This is a genomic window from Nocardia sp. FBN12 (assembly GCF_050320175.1).
GTDB lineage: Bacteria > Actinomycetota > Actinomycetes > Mycobacteriales > Mycobacteriaceae > Nocardia.
On the sequence record NZ_CP190048.1, the window covers coordinates 2,069,773 to 2,088,673 of the forward strand.

General features: G+C 68.3%; 19 protein-coding genes. 7 read left to right on the top strand and 12 right to left on the bottom strand.

The genetic code is table 11. The features are described 5' to 3' along the window. Positions 1–107: 107 nt before the first annotated feature. Both ACQHI0_RS10115 and ACQHI0_RS10120 read right to left on the bottom strand, forming a co-directional pair. The gene (locus ACQHI0_RS10115; RefSeq protein WP_427907673.1) at positions 108–1,460 is read right to left on the bottom strand and encodes a TIGR01777 family oxidoreductase; all 1,353 of its coding nucleotides are present in this window, start codon (positions 1,458–1,460) and stop codon (positions 108–110) included. Between the two features lie 19 nt (positions 1,461–1,479). Further along, positions 1,480–2,970, bottom strand: a complete 1,491-nt coding sequence (locus ACQHI0_RS10120) for a multicopper oxidase family protein (RefSeq protein ID WP_427907674.1) — start codon at positions 2,968–2,970, stop codon at positions 1,480–1,482. A gap of 235 nt (positions 2,971–3,205) precedes the next feature. On the opposite strand from ACQHI0_RS10120, the gene ACQHI0_RS10125 reads away from it, so the two are divergent. The 3 genes from ACQHI0_RS10125 (at position 3,206) to ACQHI0_RS10135 (ending at position 6,198) form a co-directional block, all read left to right on the top strand. After that, a complete protein-coding gene (locus ACQHI0_RS10125; protein ID WP_427907675.1) occupies positions 3,206–4,354 on the top strand; it encodes a sensor histidine kinase in 1,149 nt (382 codons plus the stop codon). Beyond that, a complete protein-coding gene (locus ACQHI0_RS10130) occupies positions 4,351–4,983 on the top strand; it encodes a response regulator (protein WP_427907676.1) in 633 nt (210 codons plus the stop codon). The genes ACQHI0_RS10125 and ACQHI0_RS10130 overlap by 4 nt, the downstream gene beginning before the upstream one ends. A gap of 162 nt (positions 4,984–5,145) precedes the next feature. Then, positions 5,146–6,198, top strand: coding sequence for an alpha/beta hydrolase (locus ACQHI0_RS10135; RefSeq protein ID WP_427907677.1), 1,053 nt, complete (start codon positions 5,146–5,148; stop codon positions 6,196–6,198). Between the two features lie 4 nt (positions 6,199–6,202). Here the strand turns inward: ACQHI0_RS10135 and ACQHI0_RS10140 are convergent, their stop codons facing one another. The 3 genes from ACQHI0_RS10140 to ACQHI0_RS10150 are packed head-to-tail and all read right to left on the bottom strand — an operon-like array spanning position 6,203 to position 9,387. Then, complete coding sequence (locus ACQHI0_RS10140; RefSeq protein WP_427907678.1) at positions 6,203–7,081, bottom strand: amidohydrolase family protein; 879 nt, start codon at positions 7,079–7,081, stop codon at positions 6,203–6,205. Continuing rightward, entirely contained in the window at positions 7,078–8,118 is a 1,041-nt protein-coding gene (locus ACQHI0_RS10145; protein ID WP_427907679.1) for a nucleoside hydrolase, read from the bottom strand. The genes ACQHI0_RS10140 and ACQHI0_RS10145 overlap by 4 nt, the downstream gene beginning before the upstream one ends. Positions 8,119–8,172: 54 nt before the next feature. Then, entirely contained in the window at positions 8,173–9,387 is a 1,215-nt protein-coding gene (locus ACQHI0_RS10150; RefSeq protein WP_427907680.1) for an FAD-dependent monooxygenase, read from the bottom strand. Between the two features lie 106 nt (positions 9,388–9,493). Between ACQHI0_RS10150 and ACQHI0_RS10155 the strand changes: the two genes are divergently transcribed. Further along, positions 9,494–10,063, top strand: a complete 570-nt coding sequence (locus ACQHI0_RS10155) for a TetR/AcrR family transcriptional regulator (protein ID WP_427907681.1) — start codon at positions 9,494–9,496, stop codon at positions 10,061–10,063. A gap of 12 nt (positions 10,064–10,075) precedes the next feature. Here ACQHI0_RS10155 and ACQHI0_RS10160 read toward each other — a convergent pair whose 3' ends face one another. Then, positions 10,076–11,479 (bottom strand): CoA transferase, encoded by a 1,404-nt coding sequence (locus ACQHI0_RS10160; RefSeq protein ID WP_427907682.1) that lies wholly within the window; start codon positions 11,477–11,479, stop codon positions 10,076–10,078. Positions 11,480–11,521: 42 nt separating this feature from the next. On the opposite strand from ACQHI0_RS10160, the gene ACQHI0_RS10165 reads away from it, so the two are divergent. Then, positions 11,522–12,274 carry a thioesterase II family protein gene (locus ACQHI0_RS10165; RefSeq protein WP_427907683.1) on the top strand — a complete coding sequence of 251 codons (753 nt, stop codon included), beginning with the start codon at positions 11,522–11,524 and terminating at the stop codon, positions 12,272–12,274. Here the strand turns inward: ACQHI0_RS10165 and ACQHI0_RS10170 are convergent. Both ACQHI0_RS10170 and ACQHI0_RS10175 read right to left on the bottom strand, forming a co-directional pair. Continuing rightward, complete coding sequence (locus ACQHI0_RS10170; protein ID WP_427907684.1) at positions 12,255–12,629, bottom strand: DUF2784 domain-containing protein; 375 nt, start codon at positions 12,627–12,629, stop codon at positions 12,255–12,257. The two genes, ACQHI0_RS10165 and ACQHI0_RS10170, sit on opposite strands and share 20 nt — an antisense overlap. 68 nt (positions 12,630–12,697) lie before the next feature. Then, positions 12,698–14,128 (bottom strand): SDR family NAD(P)-dependent oxidoreductase, encoded by a 1,431-nt coding sequence (locus ACQHI0_RS10175; protein WP_427907685.1) that lies wholly within the window; start codon positions 14,126–14,128, stop codon positions 12,698–12,700. A gap of 235 nt (positions 14,129–14,363) precedes the next feature. Here ACQHI0_RS10175 and ACQHI0_RS10180 point away from each other — a divergent pair, with 235 nt between their 5' ends. Then, a complete protein-coding gene (locus ACQHI0_RS10180) occupies positions 14,364–14,921 on the top strand; it encodes a TetR/AcrR family transcriptional regulator (protein WP_427907686.1) in 558 nt (185 codons plus the stop codon). On the opposite strand, the gene ACQHI0_RS10185 is transcribed toward ACQHI0_RS10180, so the two are convergent. Further along, a complete protein-coding gene (locus ACQHI0_RS10185) occupies positions 14,918–15,271 on the bottom strand; it encodes a hypothetical protein (RefSeq protein ID WP_427907687.1) in 354 nt (117 codons plus the stop codon). The two genes, ACQHI0_RS10180 and ACQHI0_RS10185, sit on opposite strands and share 4 nt — an antisense overlap. A gap of 256 nt (positions 15,272–15,527) precedes the next feature. On the opposite strand from ACQHI0_RS10185, the gene ACQHI0_RS10190 reads away from it, so the two are divergent. Next, positions 15,528–16,232 carry a hypothetical protein gene (locus ACQHI0_RS10190; protein ID WP_427907688.1) on the top strand — a complete coding sequence of 235 codons (705 nt, stop codon included), beginning with the start codon at positions 15,528–15,530 and terminating at the stop codon, positions 16,230–16,232. Between the two features lie 18 nt (positions 16,233–16,250). On the opposite strand, the gene ligD is transcribed toward ACQHI0_RS10190, so the two are convergent. The 3 genes from ligD to ACQHI0_RS10205 all read right to left on the bottom strand — a co-directional run bounded on the left by ligD (position 16,251) and on the right by ACQHI0_RS10205 (position 18,841). Continuing rightward, the gene (gene ligD, locus ACQHI0_RS10195; protein WP_427907689.1) at positions 16,251–17,249 is read right to left on the bottom strand and encodes a non-homologous end-joining DNA ligase; all 999 of its coding nucleotides are present in this window, start codon (positions 17,247–17,249) and stop codon (positions 16,251–16,253) included. Beyond that, a complete protein-coding gene (locus ACQHI0_RS10200; RefSeq protein WP_427907690.1) occupies positions 17,246–18,325 on the bottom strand; it encodes an ATP-dependent DNA ligase in 1,080 nt (359 codons plus the stop codon). Before ACQHI0_RS10200 ends, ligD begins: the two co-directional genes overlap by 4 nt. 129 nt (positions 18,326–18,454) lie before the next feature. Then, positions 18,455–18,841, bottom strand: a complete 387-nt coding sequence (locus ACQHI0_RS10205) for a cold shock domain-containing protein (RefSeq protein WP_427907691.1) — start codon at positions 18,839–18,841, stop codon at positions 18,455–18,457. Positions 18,842–18,901 lie beyond the last annotated feature (60 nt).

Genomic DNA, 18,901 nt, shown 5'->3' on the forward strand with positions numbered 1-18,901 from the left:
CCACCATTGAACGATGCATAGGCGATGCGCTGTGGGAACAGTCGACTCCGAGGTCGGCGAACCCGTCGACACGCATCGTTCGCGGGTGACGACCGTGCCGGATCGGGTCAGCTCTCGGTCCGCCCGAGTAGATGTCGCAACGTCTGCTCCACCTCGTCGGTGCGGAAGGTGTGTCCCGCCTTCATCAGCTGAGTCGGCGTCACCCGTTGACCGGCCTCGGCGAGCTCACGCGCACCCTGCTTGCCCAGCAGTATCGTTGGACCGAAGCTCGGGACCGGCAGCAGTGCTGGGCGGTGCAGCACTCGCGCCAGCACGCGGGTGTACTCGCTGTTGCGAACCGGCTGTGGCGCAACGGCATTGACCGGGCCGACCACCGTGTCGTCCCACAGTGCGCGGTGGTAGACATCGACGAGATCGTCGATGCCGATCCACGACAACCACTGTCGGCCGTCCCCGATCCGCCCACCGAGACCGGCGCTGAACAACGGTCGAAGCAACCGCAGGGTCCCGCCACGCGGAGACTGCACGATGCCGGTACGCACCCGCACGACGCGGACTCCGCCCACCGCGGCGGGCTCGCACGCGTCCTCCCACTGTTCGACCACATCGGCCAGGAATCCGTCACCGCGCTCGGACTTCTCGGTCAGCGGCTGCTCACCACGGTCGTAGCCGTAGTAGCCGATGGCCGAAGCGCTGACGAAGGTGTCGACGCCGCAGGCCGCGGCCAGCTCGGCGAGTCGCCGGGTCGGCTCGATGCGGCTGTCGGCCACCGCACGCCGGTGCGCGGCGGTGAATCGGCCCGCGATGGGCGCCCCGGCCAGATGCACCACGGCATCGATGTCGGCGAGCAGGTCGGTGGCGGGCGCGGCGGGGTCCCACTGGAGTTCGTCGCGATGACGCGCGCGATGACGGACCAACCGCACCACGCGGTGTCCGCCGGTGGTGAGAAAGGCGCTCAGCGCGGAGCCGACCAGCCCCGACGCGCCCGTCATCGCGATCGTCAGCGGCGGGAGGCCGGACTCGGCCGCACGGCGGTGGGCCGCCAGATCGTGGGTGAGCTGGCGGTAGCGGTAGTCGAACATCGGCCGCAACACCGACTCCGGAATGGGTGTCCGCACCCGGTCGATGACACGGGTGTGCGTGTCGTCGACCTCGGCGAACTCGTGGACATGCTGCCACGGCAACAGCCGGGAGACCGGGAACGACGCCGGTCCGTCCGAGGTGAGGGCGTCGGCGAACCGCTCGGGCGGTCGGTACTGCTCGGGATCGTGCTGAGCGATCCAGCGCAGCCCGCCGGGAAGACCGAGCACGGCGCGCCCAGTGGCCAGCGAATCGGCTTCGGCGAGCAAGGTGACCGGCTGCCACGGTGGAGCCAGTCGCGTGAACGCGCCGCGACGGGCGAACCAGGCGAAAACGTCGGCCCGGGGTGTTGCAACGATGTCAGAACACTCGATGCCCATCACTCGACTGTAGTCACGATCAGCCGTGACCCATGGATCCCATGTCCATCTGCATGGGAGCCGGTTGCTGGCCCGGGCCGAGAACCAGGAATTGGCCCATCATGCCCTGGTCCTCGTGGTGCAGCAGGTGGCAGTGGTACATGTACGGATACGTCGGGTCGGTGTGGTCGGCGAAGTGCATCGCGAGGGTGTAGGTGGTGTCAGGGGTGGTGTACACGGTGTCTTTCCAGCCGGAAAGTGCCGGGGGAGGGGGCTTTCCGTCGACGGCGATGATCTGGAACTGGACGTCGTGGACGTGGAAGTTGTGGGGCCAGTTGTCCTTGTTCCGGACCGTCCAGACCTCGGTGGTGTCGACGGGAATGGTCATATCGATGCGGTTCATGTCCATGCGACGGTTGTTGATCATGAACCACTGGAGGTCGAACGAACGCGTCGGCGGCGTGGTCGCGGCGGCGAGGGCGGTCATCGGGATCAGGGTTGCCGGTGGCGTGGCCGACGGGCGCAGGGTTTCGGCGGCACGCAGTGTCAGGATGTCGAAAGTGTCGTCGAAGCCGAACTCGGCGGCGCGATCGATGCCCGCGCGGTCGATGATCGGCAGCGACCGTAACGTGACGTTCTCGCCCGCACCGACGGCGACCACCAGTTCGGCGCGCTCACCGGGACTGAGCTGAATGCGGTTCAGGGATGCGGGTTTCGGGAGCAGGCCGCCGTCGGTGGCGATGAGCTGGAATGCTCTGCCGTCGCTGAAGGACAGGTTGTAGAGGCGGCCCGATGAGCCGTTGAGGACGCGCAACCGGATCCGGTCGGTGGTGACGGGCAGATGGGCGTTCGCGATGCCGTTGGTGACGATCGTGTCGCCGAGCAGGCCCACATCGGTGGCGTCGGATTCGTCCAGCGCACCGTCGGCGGTGAAGCGGCGATCCTGGATCACCAGCGGAATGTCGTCGACGCCATAGTCTTTCGGTAGATCGAGCGCGTCCGTCGCGTCGTCGTCGATCAGGAAGAGGCCGGAAAGTCCACGGTGGACATGCTTTTCGGTGGCGCCGTGTGGATGCGGGTGATACCAGAGCGTCGCGGCCTGCTGCTGCACCGTCCAGTTCGGCGCCCACGTCGCACCCGGCGCGATCATCTGATGGGGGCCACCGTCGAACTTCGCGGGCAGGTGCATGCCGTGCCAGTGCACCGAGGTGGGCTCGGGGAGATCGTTGGTGATGGTGAACGCGACCTGTTCGCCGCGCCGAGCTCGCACGGTCGGGCCGAGGATCGACCCGCCGTAGCCCCATGTCGGGGTGTGCTTGCCCCGGATCATCTCGGTCGTGCCCGGCTGCACCCGCAGGGCGAACCGGCGGACGCCGTCCGCGCCGACGGTGGCCGCGGCGAGTGGTGGGATGGGCAACGGCCGGGTCGAGTCGGCCGCCGGACCAGGCGTCGACGGGCGGATCGAACACCCGGCCGCGTATGCCACCGGTGCGAGGGCGAGCCCGGTGAGAAATCCTCGTCGCGAGACCACGTGTGCTCCTTCTGTGCTGGAACCTCCAGCCTCGTTCGGTCGAGGACGTGGCGACTCCGCCGAACGGCCGGACCCGGGCCGACCGATTCCACCCGCGCGGCCCTTGCGGATACGCCGATCGCGTGCTAATCGGCTCCGAACCGGTGCCCGCGCGGACGAGCCGGTCGCGGATCCGGGCCGCTCCCGCGCGGACGCGCCGCACGGCCCCGGCCGTTCGGTCACCTACCGTGGGAGCGTGATCGACATCCGTGCCCACCGCGACTGGCGAGGGCTGTTGCGGTGGCTGCCGCTGGTGCTGATCCCGGTATTGCTGCTGGCCAGCACATACCCGGGCCAGTACCGCGTACCGCCGCACTACTGGCTGCTGGCGATGACGGCGGGCGTGGTGTTCCTGGCCGGCTCGCGATGGCCCCTCGCGGTGTCGATCGTGCTGTCGGCGCTGGCCGTGCCGATGCTGCGGACCGACGCCTGGGGTGTGTCAGGGTTGGTGCCCTACCTCGGGGCGGTGGCGCTGGTCGATGTGGTGGCGCGCACGCACCGATGGTCGACCGTGGCGGTGGCGACGGCGGGCTGGGCGGGTGCCGTGGCACTCGGACGGGTCGGTCTGCACGACAATTCGATCGGGCGGGCGTCCACCCTCGTCGAGGCCGCGGCGTATGTGGGCCTGCCGTTGCTGCTCGGGTTGTATCTGCGTGGGCAGCGTGACCTGGCGGAGAATCTGCGCCAGCGCGCGGTCGAGGCGCAAGCGCGGACCCGCCTCGACGAGCGTGCCGCGCTGGCCAGGGAACTCCACGATGTGGTCGCCCACCACATGGCTTCGATCATTCTGCGGATTTCGGTAGCCGGACATGTTGTGCGAGAAGCTGATCCGCGCGTGACCTCGGTACTCGACGATGTGCGCGGTACAGCGGCCGACGCACTCGCTGACATTCGCAGGCTGCTCGCCGCGCTGCGGGATCCGGCTCTCGGCACCGTGGCGCTGGTCGACACGGATGCGGTCGGGACCGAGATCACCGCGGCGCTCGAGCGGGTGCGGGCTGCCGGGTTCACCGTGGAGTCGACGCTGGACACCGAGCTCGACGGGCTCGACGTGATCAGCAGACTCACGCTGTTGCGGCTGGTGCAGGAATCGCTGACCAATGTGATGAAGCACGCGGATCGTGGTGTGCCCGTGCGGTTCCGGGTCGGTAGGCGGGACGGCGGCGTCACGGTCGAGGTCGTCAATGGTGGGCGCGAGACGCCGGCTCCGCCGGGACACGGCATCGTCGGAATGCGGGAACGGGCCGAGCTCGCTGGTGGGACGCTCACCGTCGGCGCTGAGGGCAGGACCTGGGTGGTGCGAGCGTGGCTGCCCGACAGTGCGCGAGCGGAGGAGCTGCTGTGATCACCGTGCTACTCGTGGACGATCAGCGCTTGGTGCGCGCGGGTCTGCGGATGCTCATCGAGGACACCGCCGACCTCGCCGTCGTGGGGGAGGCGGCGAACGGTGTCGAGGCGGTGCGGCTGTACGCCGAGCTCGCCCCCGACCTGGTCGTCATGGACCTGCGAATGCCGGGCCTCGACGGTGTCGGGGCGACCCAGCAGATCCTCGCGGCGGAGCCGCGCGCGAAAGTGCTCGTACTGACCACCTTCGACGACGACGAACACCTGTTCCCCGCGCTGTCCGCCGGAGCCGCAGGGTATTTCGTCAAAGACACCGAACCCGCCGTACTGCTCGACGCGATCCGGCGCACGGTGGACGGCGACCTGTTGTTCTCGCCCGCGCTGCTACGCCGCCTGGTCGACCGGGCGCTCACGGCGCCGTCGACGCCTGTCCCGGTACCCGATCTGACACCCCGGGAGCTCGCGGTCCTTCGTCTCGTCGCCGACGGGCAGGGCAACCAGGAGATCGCCGACCGGCTCCACTTGGGCGTCAGCACCGTCAAGACGCACGTCGCCAACCTGCTGGGGAAGACCGGTACCGACAATCGCGTCCGCCTCGCGGTCTACGCGGCCGAGGTCATCGGCCGCTGATCTCTCGAGTGACCTGCCCAGCGGCGGGCCCGATTCACCGTCGCGGCAGCATGATTCGCCGAGACGGACCTTTGTCTTCGGTGACAAATCGGTAAGAAGCCGGTAACGGCGATGTGATCTTGCCCGATATGGTGAGAGCCGCACTGTGCGGTCGGTTTTCGCATGGAGGTTGGATCGGTGAGGTGCCGCAGGGCGGTTTCGGCGGTGCTCGTCGCAGTGGGCTCGACCATGATGGGCGTGGGCGAGGGGCACGCGCGAGGTCCGGAACCTCTTGTCGCGGTGGTGAATCCGAGTATCGCGATCGACGGATCGCGGGCCGAGGTGGCCTCGATAGACGGGCGGCAGGTGACGGTGCGGATCCATTCCGCCGCCATGGGCCGCGAAGTGTCGGTCAAGGTGCAGCGGCCTGCCGACACGTCGGTGCCGCGGCCGTCGCTGTATCTGGTGAACGGTGCGGGCGGCGGCGAGGACACCGCGACGTGGGAACACAACACCGATGTCGTGGACTTTCTCGCGGGCAAGAATGTCAATGTCGTCATGCCGATCGGTGGTGCGTGGACCTACTACACCGATTGGCACGAGCCGGATCCGATGCTGGGCGTGAACAAATGGCGGACCTTCTTCCTCGACGAACTGCCCGCGCTCGTCGACACCATGTTCGCGACCACCGGCAAGAACGCCATCGCGGCGAATTCGATGACGGCCACTTCCGTCCTGCAACTCGCGATCGCCAAGCCGGGGCTGTTCCGTTCGGTCGCCGCCTACAGCGGCTGCGCGCAGATCAGCGATCCCGTCGGCAGGCAGTTTGTCAATGTCGTCGTCGGGACCGGCGGCGGTGACGCGTCGAACATGTACGGTCCGCCCGGTGATCCGGCCTGGGCCGCCAATGATCCCGTCGTCAACGCGGAAGGGCTGCGCGGGACGAAGCTCTACGTGTCCAACGGCAACGGCCTACCGGGCGAATTCGACAAGCTCGGCGATTCACACCTGGTGACCTGGGGTCCGGTCGGGTTGGCCAACCAGATCGTCGTGGGCGGGGTGATCGAGGCGACGACCCGCTGGTGCACCAAGAACCTGCAGCAGCGCCTGGACGAACTCGACATCCCCGCGACCTTCGACCTGTCGACCCAGGGCACCCACTCCTGGGGCTACTGGCAGAAAGCCTTCAAGAACTCTTGGCCGCTGTTGGCCGAAGGGATGGAGATCCCGGCCTGAAACGTCACAGGTCGAAAAGGGCAACCGCGTTGTTGTGGCACACATTTCGAATCCACTCGGCGCCGAGTTCCAATCGTTCGAGCGCGTTGATCGCCTCGGCGTACGGATACGGGATATTGGGAAAGTCGCTGCCGAAGAGAATGCGATCGCCGAAACGGATCAGCCGGTCGCGCTCGGACGGTGGATAGGGCGCGCCACCCTCGCTGAAATTCGTCCAGACCATGGTGGTGTCCAGGTAGAGCTGAGGGTACTGCTCGGCCAGGTCGAGGAACTCGCTGTATTCGGGGGTGCCCATGTGCGCGATGATCAAGCGCAGGGTCGGAAAGCGGTGCAGCAGTTCGGCAATGGGGGCGGGGCCGGTGAACTCGCCGGGCGCGGGACCGGATCCGCAATGGATGAGAACGGGCGTGCCGGTTTCGGCGAGGATCGCCCACACCGGGTCCAGCAGGGGATCGAGGGGGGAGAACGCGCCGACTTGGATGTGCACCTTGAAGATTCGCGCACCCCCGTCGATCGCGGCTCGAACATAACGGGGTGCGTCCGGCTCGGGGTAGAAGGTGGCGGTGTGCAGGCAGTCGGGGGTGCGGTCGGCGAACTCGGCGGTCCAGGAGTTGAGCCACTCGCCCATCCCGGGCTTGTGCGGGTAGACGAGTGAGGTGAACGCACGAACGCCGAAGTCGCGCAACGTCTTCAGGCGCACCTGCTCGTCGTCGCGGTAGGTGATCGGCCACGGCCGGCCGGTCAGCGGCCCGGCGGCGTCGAAATAGGCCCACACCTTGCGCATCACCTGATCGGGCATGAAGTGGGTGTGCACGTCGACGATCGCGGGGAGGTCGTAGCGGGTGCGGAAGTCGGCGAGGTAGGCGACGGTGTCTACGGTCATGACTGCTCCGGGTAGAGGTGGTGGGCCAGGGCACCGACGCGGGTGACCAGGCGTTCGAAGAACACTGCGGGGTCGGTACCGATCACGATGTCGGCGTTGGGTTCTCGGCCCCACATGCCCGCCCAGTCGGCGACCGTGGTGGCGCGGGTGATGGTGCCCGCCAGCTCCACGTCGACGGTGGCCGGGCGGGTGATCGCCAAGGCTGGGTCCAGTGCGACAGCGGCGGCGAACGGGTCGTGCATGTGCGCCAGATAGCCCAGGTCGTACTGGTGATGGAAGTCGAAATAGAACCGCACCGCGTCGGTGAGATAGCGGATGATCGGATTGCTCGCCGCCGAACGGAATTCAGCCGGATCGCCCGCACTGACGTGCTCGATCGGCGCGCTGTGTGCCGACCGTGCCAGCAGTGCGAGATGTTCGGGGAGCATCTCGATCGACTCGGTGATGTCCAGCGCGCACACCAGCGGCCTGCGATCCGGTGGTGCCGCCGAGAAGGCGTCGAACACCTCCTTGGCAGCCTCCGGGTCGACGTGGATGTTCCACTCGTTGGTCGGGGTCGTATTGCCGGGGTGGTTGAACGCGCCGCCCATGACGACCAGCCGATGCAGCAGGTGCGGCAGCTCGGGTTCGATGCGCAGGGCCAGCGCGAGGTTGGTCAGCGGACCGGTGCACAGGCCGGTCACCTCGCCGGGGTGGGAGCGAACCAGGTCCACCCACATCTGGGCCGCCGACCGGGGCGACAGCGAACGCGGCGAGACCGGGAGCTCGGCGTACCCGAGACCCTGGGGCCCGTGGGTGTCCTCAGTGGTGCGCAAGGGAATGGCGAGGGGTTGGGCCGCGCCGAGTGCCACCTCGATCTCGGGTGCGCGGCCCAGATCGAGCATCGCCAGGGTGTTCGCCGCGACCTGTGCGCCGTCCACGTTGCCCGCCGTGGCGGCGATGCCGATGATCTCGGCTTCGTCGGAGGCGAGCAGGTACAGGATGGCCAGTGAGTCGTCGATCCCGGTATCGACGTCGAGGATGATCTTCTGCGGCACGTCATCGAGAGTAGCCGCGGACCTTTCGGGGCCCGCGGCCAGTCGGTGGGTGGGTCAGTAGGTCGGGAGGGCGAATTCCTCGGTGTGGCCGAAGAAGATCTTCTTGGTGAGCGGACGCATCGGGCGCGACATCATGAGCCGCACGTTCGTCTTGGCCAGCCGCGTCAACAGCGGGGACTTGGGAATCATCATCGCCATACCACCACCGGGGATCTCCTTGGCCTTGTCGAGGAACGGTGTGATCTTGTCCTGGTAGCGCTGCTGCGCGCCGGGGAGATCAGCCGGGGTGGCGGCGATCTCGGCGGCCAGGACATAGGCGCCGACGATGGCCATCGCCGTGCCCATGCCGCTGAGCGGGGAGCCGCAGTAGCCCGCGTCGCCGATCAGCGTGACCCGGCCTGCCGACAGCTCGGGTACGTCGACGCGGGCGACTTCATCGAAGTAGAAGTCGGGCGTGGAGTCCATCGCGTCGAGCACGGCGGGGGCATGCCAGCCCGCGTCGGCGATCGTCTTCCTGATGAGTGCGCGTTGGGCGTCGACGTCGCGGCGCAGTGCGGGGTCAACGTCGGTGCGCAGGGTGATCATCGCTTTGGCGGTGCTCGGGTCGGAGTCGGGGCGGATGCCGAGCATGGCGCCGGGGATCAGCCGCATGCTCATCCAGCCGGGCTGCACATCGGCGGGCTTGGGCATGGTGAAGAAGGCGCCGTAGCCGCCGAGGTTTGTGCTGAACTGCTCCTCGGGTCCGAAGACGAGCTTGCGGGTCGCCGAGTGCACGCCGTCGGCACCGATCACGAGGTCGAAGCGCTCGGTGACACCGGAGGCGAACGTGACGTCGACGCCGGATGCGTCCTGGACGATCTGCTCGATCCACTCGCCGTAGCGGTAGTCCAGTCGACCGTTGTCGGCGGTGGCGACCGCGTCGAGCAGTACCTGGTTGAGGTCGCCGCGGGTGATCTCGATCTCGGCGACGGCACCCTGGCCGTCGAAGTCCTCCATCGCCATCCTGGCGTAGATCTTGCCGTCGCCGTCGACGTAGGCCATCCCGCGCTCGTCGAGCTGGAATTCGGCGATGCCCTCCATCAGACCCATCCGTTCGGCGGCCTCCTTGCTCGGGCCACGCAGATCGACGGCCTGGCCGCCGGGGCGGGGGGCCGCGGCGCGCTCGACGACGGTGGTGCGAATGCCGTTGCGCAGCAACTGGAGTGCGACGGCGTTGCCCGCGATGCCGCCGCCGGAGACGAGAACATGGAGGGGGCTGGTGATGCTCATGATGGAGTTTCCCGTCTGATGTACGAACGTCTTAGACATATGTCTAACAGAGAGTTGCACGGATGTCTAGAACAAACGTCTTAGACGTTCGGCTAGACTGCTGAGCATGGGCAACAGAGAAGATCTACTGGCGGGGGCGCGCAAAGTGATCCTGGAGCGCGGCGTCGCGAAGGCGACCGCGCGCGATATCGCTACCGCGGCGGGGGTGAGCCTGGCCGCGATCGGCTACCACTTCGGGTCGAAGGACCGTCTCGTCACCGAGGCGCTGAGTGAGGCGCTGGGCAACTCCATCGGTGACGCGATGGAGGAGCTGATCGCCGCCGGCGCTGGGAGCTCACCGCTGGAAGGGCTCGCTCGGCTGTGGAACGGGATGTCCGCGGTATTCGAGGCCAATCACGAGGCGATGCTGGCCAGTCTGGAGAACATCGTGCGGATCGTGCGCTCCGACGATGCGCGGGGACAGCTCGGCGACCAGCTGTCCGGCGCGTTCGACGACCTCGCCGCGAACGTCGAGGCGGCGCATCCCGAACTCGACGCCGCGCAGGCCGCGGCCATAGGGCGGATGTACTTCGCGCTCGTGCAGGGGCTCGGGGTGTTGTGGTTGCTGAATCCGGGCGAGCTGGTCGCCGACGGTGATCAGCTCACGGCCGCGGTCTCGGCGCTGGCCGGAAAGTGACCGGAACGCCGCTCACGCGGGGTGGTAGTGGTCGGTCGCTGCCACCCAGAACGGCTGTGCCGAGCCGTAAGGTGGTGCGGGCCAGCGATAGTCGTCGTAGTCGGCGAATGCCGGTGCGGCCGTGACCAGTTCGCTGTGCGCGACGGTCGAGGCCGGATCGGGCGGCACCGCGACGGGGTGATCGGGGCAGCGTCCGTCGGCGGCCAGTAGCCAGGATGCGGTACGGGCCAAGGAAACCCGGACCGTTCGCCCGAATCCGTCGCCGGCGCGAGCAAGCAGGGCATCCATGACGCCCGCGGCCAAGAGATAGCCCGAACCGTGGTCGAGAGCCTGGGCGGGTAGCGCACCGGGACGATCCGGCGTGCCTTCGAGGAGCGAAATGCCGGACGCCGCTTGGACGATGCTGTCGAAACCGCGCCGGTCGGCCCACGGTCCGCGCGTGCCCCAGGCCGAGACGGACGCCTCGATCGAACCCGGACGTCGAGTGGCGCCGACACCGGCCGCGGCGAGCGCGCCGGGACGATAGCCGGTGACCAGCACGTCCGCCGCGGCGAGCAGGTCCTCGAAGGTCGCGAGGTCGGTCCTGAGATCCAGCAGGGTGGAGCGTTTGCCCTGGCAGGTGTCGGCGAACTGCCAGTCGATCTCGGGCAGGTGCGGTGGGTCGACGCGCAGCACGTCGGCGCCGAGCAGGGTCAGCGTTCGGGTGGCGACCGGGCCCGCGAGGACACGGGTGAGGTCGAGTACGCGAAGACCGGTCAGGGGGCGGTCGGTCGTGGGGGCCGCCGACGCGACGGCGATGCCGAGTCGAGCGTGGTCAGGCGCCGCGGCACCGGCGCCGGACAGGCGGTCGTCGCGCACGTCCATCGCGACCAGTGGGCCGGCGGTCGCGGCCCGGCCCATCGGACTGTTCGTCCAGTCGTCCTCGGCGCGTACCCGGGCCGCGATCGCACCGATCGCGGCGGCCGCGTCTTCGATCTCGGCGCCCTTCATCGTGGACAGTCGGGTGGTGAGCTGGGCGGCGTCGCTGTCGGCGCCCAGCTCGAGCGCCCGGAGGAGCCGTTCCCGATGATGCGGGTAGTTGGCGTGCGTGCGAACCCAGCCGTCGGCGGTGCGGAAGAAGCCCGAGAATTCGGCGAAGATCGACGGTGCCGCGCCGTTGCGGCGGAACAGCCGCTCGCTGCTGAATGCCGCGGTCACCCGGTCGGCATCGAGGCGAACAGGTCTGGTGGGCAGGCCGTGTGCGACTCTGACCCGGTCGGCGGCGGCGCTCGCCGCCGCGACCGAACCCGCCGCGAGCGCCCAGACCGGTAGGGTGGCCGCCAGCCGCGCCGCGGGGTCCGGCACGTCGGCCTCGGCCGACGAGGGGAGCCCGAGCCCCGACTCGTAGGCGTGGACGAGCTGCTGCGCGGTGGTCACATCGACCAGCCTAGTTGCGGTGCTGACGGTGAGGAGTGTGATGTGGGCGTGAATACGGCTGCGACGGAGTGGGTTCGGATCCTGCGACCCGGCACGGCGGCGCGCGGGCGATTGACCTGCTTTCCACCGGGCGGCGGATCGGCGACCTTCTATCGTGAGCTGGCACGACACGTCGGTGCGGGCGTCGAAGTGACGGCGGTGCAGTATCCGGGGCGCCAGGACCGCCTCGACGATCCGACGATCACCGACCTGCATCTGCTCGCCGACCGGATCGCCGCGGATATCGCGCGTCAGCCCGGACCGGCCCGCGCACTGTTCGGGCACAGCATGGGCGCGACCGTGGCCTACGAGACCGCCGTGCGGCTCGCCGCAGCCGGACAGCCGGTGCGTGCTCTGCTCGTATCCGGCCGTCCTGCACCAGGATTCATCGAAATGGCCCGCTTGCACCAGGCTTCGGACGCCGCGCTCATCGACGACCTCGAACGGCTGGCGAACGACCCCGCGTCGGTGCGAATACTGCGCACCGAACCAGGCCTCGCCGATCTCGTCCTGCCCGCTGTCCGCGCCGACTATCAGGCGGTCGAGACCTATCGGCACCGCTCCGCACCGCTACTGAGCTGCCCCGTCGTCGCGCTGGCGAGCACCGAGGATCCGACCACCACCGTGGCCCAGGCCGAACAGTGGCGCACGGTCACCGACGGGCCGTTCAGTCTGCGCACGTTCGGTGGCGGGCACTTCTACCTCGACGAACAGCACGCCGCGGTCGCACAGGAGATCACACGACACGTGAACTGAGGCGGCGCTGGTACAGGCGCGCATAGCCGAGCCACGACACCAGTACCGTCAGCGCCGCGAGCGCGCGCACCAAGCCGAGCGCGCTGTCGGGGTAGATCACCCCGGTCAGGTAGTGGTCGATGAATCCCGCGGCGGGCAACTCGCCCACTCCGGCCTGCCTGCGCGCCCAGTTCTCGGCGTAGGTGAGCGGGCAGTCGAAGCCGATCAGGACGGTGCCGAAACCCCAGGCCACGGCCAGCACGTGCAGGCCGATCGTGCGTGGCCACCGCCACGCCAGGAAACCGCCGGCGACCACGTACGCGATGAACGCGACGTGGGTGACGGCGAGAACGTCGGCCAGCACCCGGAACGGCACCTATTCAGAATATGTAACCCTCGGCCGAGCGGAATCATGATCATCATTCCGGTTCGGCATCGCTTGGGTCACCAGGGCGAAGGGCGGTAATCCTTCAGGAAGCAGCCGTACAGGTCGACGCCGGACTCACCCTGCACGATCGGGTCGTAGACCCGGGCGGCGCCGTCGACGAGATCGAGGGGCGCGTGGAATCCCTCTTCGGCGAGGCGAACCTTCGTGAAGTGCGGGCGTTCGTCGGTGATCCAGCCAGTGTCGACCGCGGTCATCAGGATCGCGTCGGCCTCGAACATCTCGAGCGCGCTGGTGCGGGTGAGCATGTTCAGCGCGGCCTTGGCCATATTCGTGTGCGGGTGCCCCGGGCCCTTGTAGCCACGGCCGAACTGGCCTTCCATCGCGGAGACGTTCACCACGTACTTGCGCCTGCCCGCCGCGGCGGCCAGCGCCGGACGCAACCGCGACACCAGGATGAACGGCGCGACCGAATTGCACAGCTGCACCTCGAGCAGCTCGGTGGCCTCCACCTCGCCGACGGTCTGCACCCAGCTGTTGGTGTGCGCGAGATCGGGAACCAGACCACCGGCGTCGATGGCCACGCCCGCCGCGATCCGCTCCGGGGTGGCCGAGCCCGCGACCAGCGCGAGTTCGGCGACATCGTCGGCCGTCAGCGACGGCGTGAGCGAGGCGGTGAGCGCGGTGGGGTGAGCCTGCATGGTCTTGCCGAAGGTGACCATCTCCGGCAGCACACCCGCGGGCAGCGGCGAGGTCTCGGCGTCGACCAGGGCGCTGTAGGCACCGGCCGAACGGCGCACGGTCTGGGCCGCGTTGTTGATCAGGATGTCGAGCGGGCCCTGCGCGGCGACGTCGTCGGCCAGCGCGACGACCTGGGCGGGGTCGCGCAGATCGATGCCGACGATGCGCAGGCGGTGCAGCCAGTCGGCGCTGTCCTCCATCGCGGCGAAGCGGCGGATCGCGTCGTTGGGGAAGCGGGTGGTGATGGTGGTGTGCGCGCCGTCGCGCAGCAGCCGCAGCGCGATGTACATGCCGATCTTGGCGCGGCCGCCGGTGAGCAGGGCGCGCTTACCGGACAGGTCGGTGCGGGCGTCGCGCTTGGTGTGGCTCGCGGCCGCGCAGTCGGGGCACAGCTGGTGGTAGAACGCGTCGACCTGGGTGTACTTCTGCTTGCAGATATAGCAGGGTCGCGCCTTGAGCAGGGTGCCCGCGCTCGCGCCGGAGGTCGACGAGCTGATCGGGATGCCCGCGGTCTCGTCGTCGATGCGCTGCGGGGACCCGGTCGCGGTCGCGGCGATCACCGCGCGGTCGTTCGAGGAGATCTGCTCTCTGGCCTCGATGCGACGGCGGTGCTTGAGTTTCTTGAACATGTGCCCGACCGCGCGCTGCACGGCGATGGAATCGGGGTGTTCCTTCTCCAGCTGCCCGGCGCGTTCCAGCACCCGCAGACAGGTCGCCAACTCATCCGGATCGATCATGTTCTCGGTCATCGGGGAGTGCGACATTCCTTCGTGCGGGAGCGGTGGGCGACATCTATTGTCGCATTGGCCGCGCGAGCGACCCGCTGGGTATCGTGATGGGCCGTCGCCGCAACCACGCGGCGGCCGACGAACTCGACGGAGCACCGCGATTTCCCCGCTGGACACCGACACCGCAGACGCGCCGCGCAGGCGCAGGCTCGAACCCGACGAGAGACGCGCCCAGATCCTGGCCTGTGCCATCGACATGTTCGGTGAGCGGCCCTACGCGGCGGTTTCGACCGCGGAACTGGCCCAGCGCGCGGGCGTGGCGCGTGGCCTGATCAACCACTACTTCGGCAACAAGCGCGACCTGTATCTGGCGGTGGTTCGCCGCATGGTCACGCTGCCGCGGCAGGACAAGGTGTCCATCCCCGACGGCTCGCCGGGCGAGCGGGTCGACGCGATCGTGGGCTGGCTCCTCGACACGATCGCCGAACACGGCACCACCTGGGTGAAGGTCACCAGCCACGAGGGTGTCGGTGACGACCCCGAGGTGCAGCAGATCCTCGACCAGGCTGACGACGCCGCCGCCGAACGCATGCTGGTGATGATCGGACGCGCGGATCTGGCAGACAGTGCACCTTTGCGCGCGCTGGTGCTCGCCTATGCGGGCCTGGTCAAAGTGGCCGGGCGCGAGTGGATCACCCGCGGCACGCTCACCAGGGCACAGATCCATCGACTGCTGGCCGACACCTTGCTCACGATAATGACCGTGACGATCCCCAGCGTGCTGCTCACCGAGGCGACGCCGGGCGAACGCTAGGAATCGAGCGTGCGTCGCGAGTGCCGCATCGCGATCGCGCCTGCGCTGTAGCGCTGTGGTCCGGCATGGCCGGGCGCGTGGCCGGTCCGGCCGAGCGACTGCTCGATCTTCTTCTCCCGGTGATGCTCGAACATCAGCGCACCGATACCGCCGACGAGGAAGAGCACGGTCAGTATCCCGGCCACGATCGCCCACCCGGTGTGCTCGGTGCCTGCCGCGACGAGAGTGCACGCGAGACCGACGACGCCGACGGCGCACATGATGATGCCGGGGACGTTGTAATCGTCAGCCAGCAGGTCACCGGCTTGAGCGTGCCACGGTCGGTCTGCCGGAGGCGTGCTGTGCGACATGAGTCCTCCTCGCGAGCTCAGGGTGCGCGCAGTGGTGCACTTCATGACCAGCATGAACCTGTTCCGGCCGGGGAGGCAAAGGTGTTAGCCGGTTCGTTACCCGGTGGGCACGGCGATCTGACACGTTATGTCACTGTGACCCTATTTTGCGTTTGAGCTGTGCTAGTGGGCTCCGAGTCCCTATTCTCGTCGCGTAACCCGGCGTCGCACCTGTTTCGTTGTGCGCCCGGGGAGATCGGAGAGGGACCCGGGGTTGATGGCACGGTACGAGGAATGGGATGACGACCCCGAGCAGGAGTCCGATGATCGACGGTGGGACGGTCAGCGCTGGCCGCAGGTGAGTGTGGACGGTGCATCCGGCGGTCGCCGCGGTGACCAGCCGCGCGTGAATCCGTACGCGATGGTGGCGCTCGCCGCCGCGCTGGTGGTGCTGTTCCCGATCGCGATCGTGTTCGGGCTGTTGTCGTTCGGGCATCCGCGTGGGCGGGGAATCGCGGTGCTGGCCTTGCTGCTCGGCATCTCCGAGGCGGCGGTCGCGGTGGTGATCGGGCTCGCGGTGTTCGGCGGGCTCGAGGTGTCGGTTCCGACCCTGGCGCAGTCGGTGACGACGACCCCGACGCCGGTGTCGGTCACCTCCCACGGCGCGCCGACGGCGACGGAGGCCGTTCCGGTGACGAGTCCCGCGGAGAAGGCAGGCGTTGTCGAGAAGGGCACGGAGTGCGCCGCGGAGAAGGCAGGCCTGCTCGGCGTCGCCGCAGACGGCGCAACGTTGCTGTGTCTGCGCGGACCGGGCGGTTACGCCTGGTCGGGGCCGTTCCGGGTGTCGGGGTCGTATTACACCGCGGGGGCGAAATGCGATCCCTCGGTGGACAAGTCGGGCCGCACCTCCGACAACCACGCGCTCGTGTGCGAGGGCAAGGGCAGTGCGGCGGTCTGGTCGCCCTGGACCACCACCGAATAGGCCTTCGGGGGTTCGACCTCAGTCCTTCTTGGCCCGGCTCGGCTGGACGCGCGGCGGCTCGTTCGGCATCTTCGGGTACTGCGGCGGCCACGGTGCGTCCATCAGTCCCGCTGCCATGTCGCGCTCCGACATTTCCAGGAGTGGTTCGATCGACTGCGGCGCCCGGTTCGCCCACGGATCACCCGATGCGGCGAGCCGGGCGGGCACGGTGGCAAGGGTGAGTTCATCGGGGACGACCGTGTCGAGTTCGGCCCAGGTGATCGGCGTCGACACCTGGCCGCCGACCTTCGGCCGCACCGACCAGGCACCGAACACGGTCTTGTGCGGTGCGTTCTGATTGAAATCGATGAACACACGCGAACCGCGTTCCTCCTTCCACCACTGCGCCGTGATCTCCTCGGGGTGCCTGCGTTCGAGCTCCCTGGCCATCGCCACCGCGGCCGCCCGCACCTCGTAACCGTCCCAGCGCGGCTCCAGTGCCGCGTAGATGTGCAGGCCACGCGAACCCGAGGTCTTGATCGACGAGTCGATACCGAGTTCGGCGAGCAGTTCGCGCGTGCGCACCGCGGCCTGGCGCAGATCGTCGAAACCGATGCCGGGCGAGGGATCGAGGTCGATGCGCAGCTCGTCGGCGATCCGCAGATCGGGAACGTGATTGGGCCACACGTGAAAACCGAGGCAGCCCTGATTCACCGCCCACAGGATGTGCGCGAGGTCGTGGGCGACCAGCGCGTCGCTGGTGGTGCCGTTCGGGGTGGAAACCTCGACGGTCCGCAGCCAGTCCGGCGCCGACTTCGGCACCCGCTTCTGGAACCACGATTTGCCCGACGCGCCGTCGGGATAACGTTCCAGCAGCAGCGGACGGCCGCCGATCACGCCGAGCAGCGGTTCGGCGACGGCCCGGTAGTAGTTGACCAGATCGAGCTTGGTCTCCCCGCGCTTGGTGAAGTAGACCTTGTCGGGATTGCTGATCGTGAGCCCACGGCCGTCGACGTCGAGTTCCACCGCGGCGCTCATCGGCCGATTCCGAAGATCGCGTCGAGTTCGGCGGGCGCCACTTCGTCGAGTTGGGCGTAGGTGCACGAATCCGGGGTGCGGTCGGCTCGGAACCGTGCCAGCCGCCCGCCGTGCCGGAACCGTCCCGACTGCACGTGCTCGTAGCGCACCTCGGCGACGAGCTCCGGCCGCAACGGCTCCCACGACAGGTCCTTGCCGCCGCTCCAGCGACTCTGCCCGCCGGGCATCTTGCCGTCGGCACCGGCCTGGGCGGCGGCGTCGGCCCAGTTGCGCCACGGATGGTCGTCGAGGGCGTTCTCCCGTAATGGCGCCAGCTCGCCGAGCAGTTCGCGGCGCCGGGCCGCGGTGAAACTCGACGCAACGCCGACGTGATTGAGGTTGCCGTCGTCGTCGAACAAGCCGAGCAGCAGCGAACCGACGCCCTCGCCGTCCTTGTGCATCCGGTAGCCGGCGACCACACAGTCGGCGGTGCGTTCGTGCTTGATCTTGAGCATCACTCGCTTGTCCTGCAGATAGGTCTGCTCGTCGGACTTGGCCATCACGCCGTCGAAGCCCGCGCCTTCGAATCGGGTGAACCAATCCTGCGCCACGTCGGGATCCTGGGTGATCGGGGTGAGATGGATCCGGCCCGGCGCGGCCTCCAGCAACGATTCGAGCTCACGGCGCCGATCGGCGAAGGGCTCTGTGGTGAGATCGCGATCGCCGAGGGCCAGCAGATCGAAGGCTACGAAACTGGCCGGAGTCTGCGCGGCGAGCTTGTTCACCCGCGACGCGGCCGGATGCAACCGCTGCTGCAAGGTATCGAAATCCAGGCCCTGATCGGTGACGACCACGATCTCCCCGTCCACGACACAGCGTTGCGGCAGCGCGGCTTTCAGCAGCTCGGCCAGCTCCGGAAAATAGCGGGTGAGCGGGCGATCGTTGCGGGAGCCGAGCTCGATCTCGTCGCCGTCGCGGAACACGATGCAGCGGAAGCCGTCCCACTTGGGCTCATAGCTGAGCCCGGGTTCGCGCGGTAGCGACGGCGTCGACTTGGCCAGCATGGGGCGCACTGGCGGCATCACCGGTAGATCCATCCGATCCTCCTCGCGGGTGTGTTCACCCGTGTCGACGACGCGAGCACGCCCGATTCATCGGTGTGTGAGGCGATCCTAGGACGAGGGACCGACAGGTGCGCGCAAGATCGGGTGCGCGCGGCGTCGCGATCAGCTGTCGAGCCAGCCGCGCTCGTCGGCGAAGGTGGTGAATCGGTCGCGAATGGTGATGATCTCGGCCGCGGTGAGCGCCGGAGAGGCCTCGAGCAGCAGCTCGGTGATCTGCTGACGCAGCTCATCGGGGCCGAGCGGGTCGCCGGTCTTGCGTACCTTCGGCGCCGCGACGGCCTGGCCGACCCCGGTCAGGTTGATCGCCTTGGGGCCACGGTCACCCTCGGTCACATCGAATTCGAACAGGCGACCCTGCCGCAGTTCGTCCTCGTCGAGGCCGATGTCGTTGACATGGACGAAAACATCGGGCCCGCCGTCATCGGGCCGGATGAACCCGAAACCCCGTGAACCGTCGAACGACACCAATTTCCCGATGGACACCAACACACTCCTCGCTCAACTTTCCCGTCGCTACTCTAACGCGGCTTTTGGGCGATTTCGCCCGGA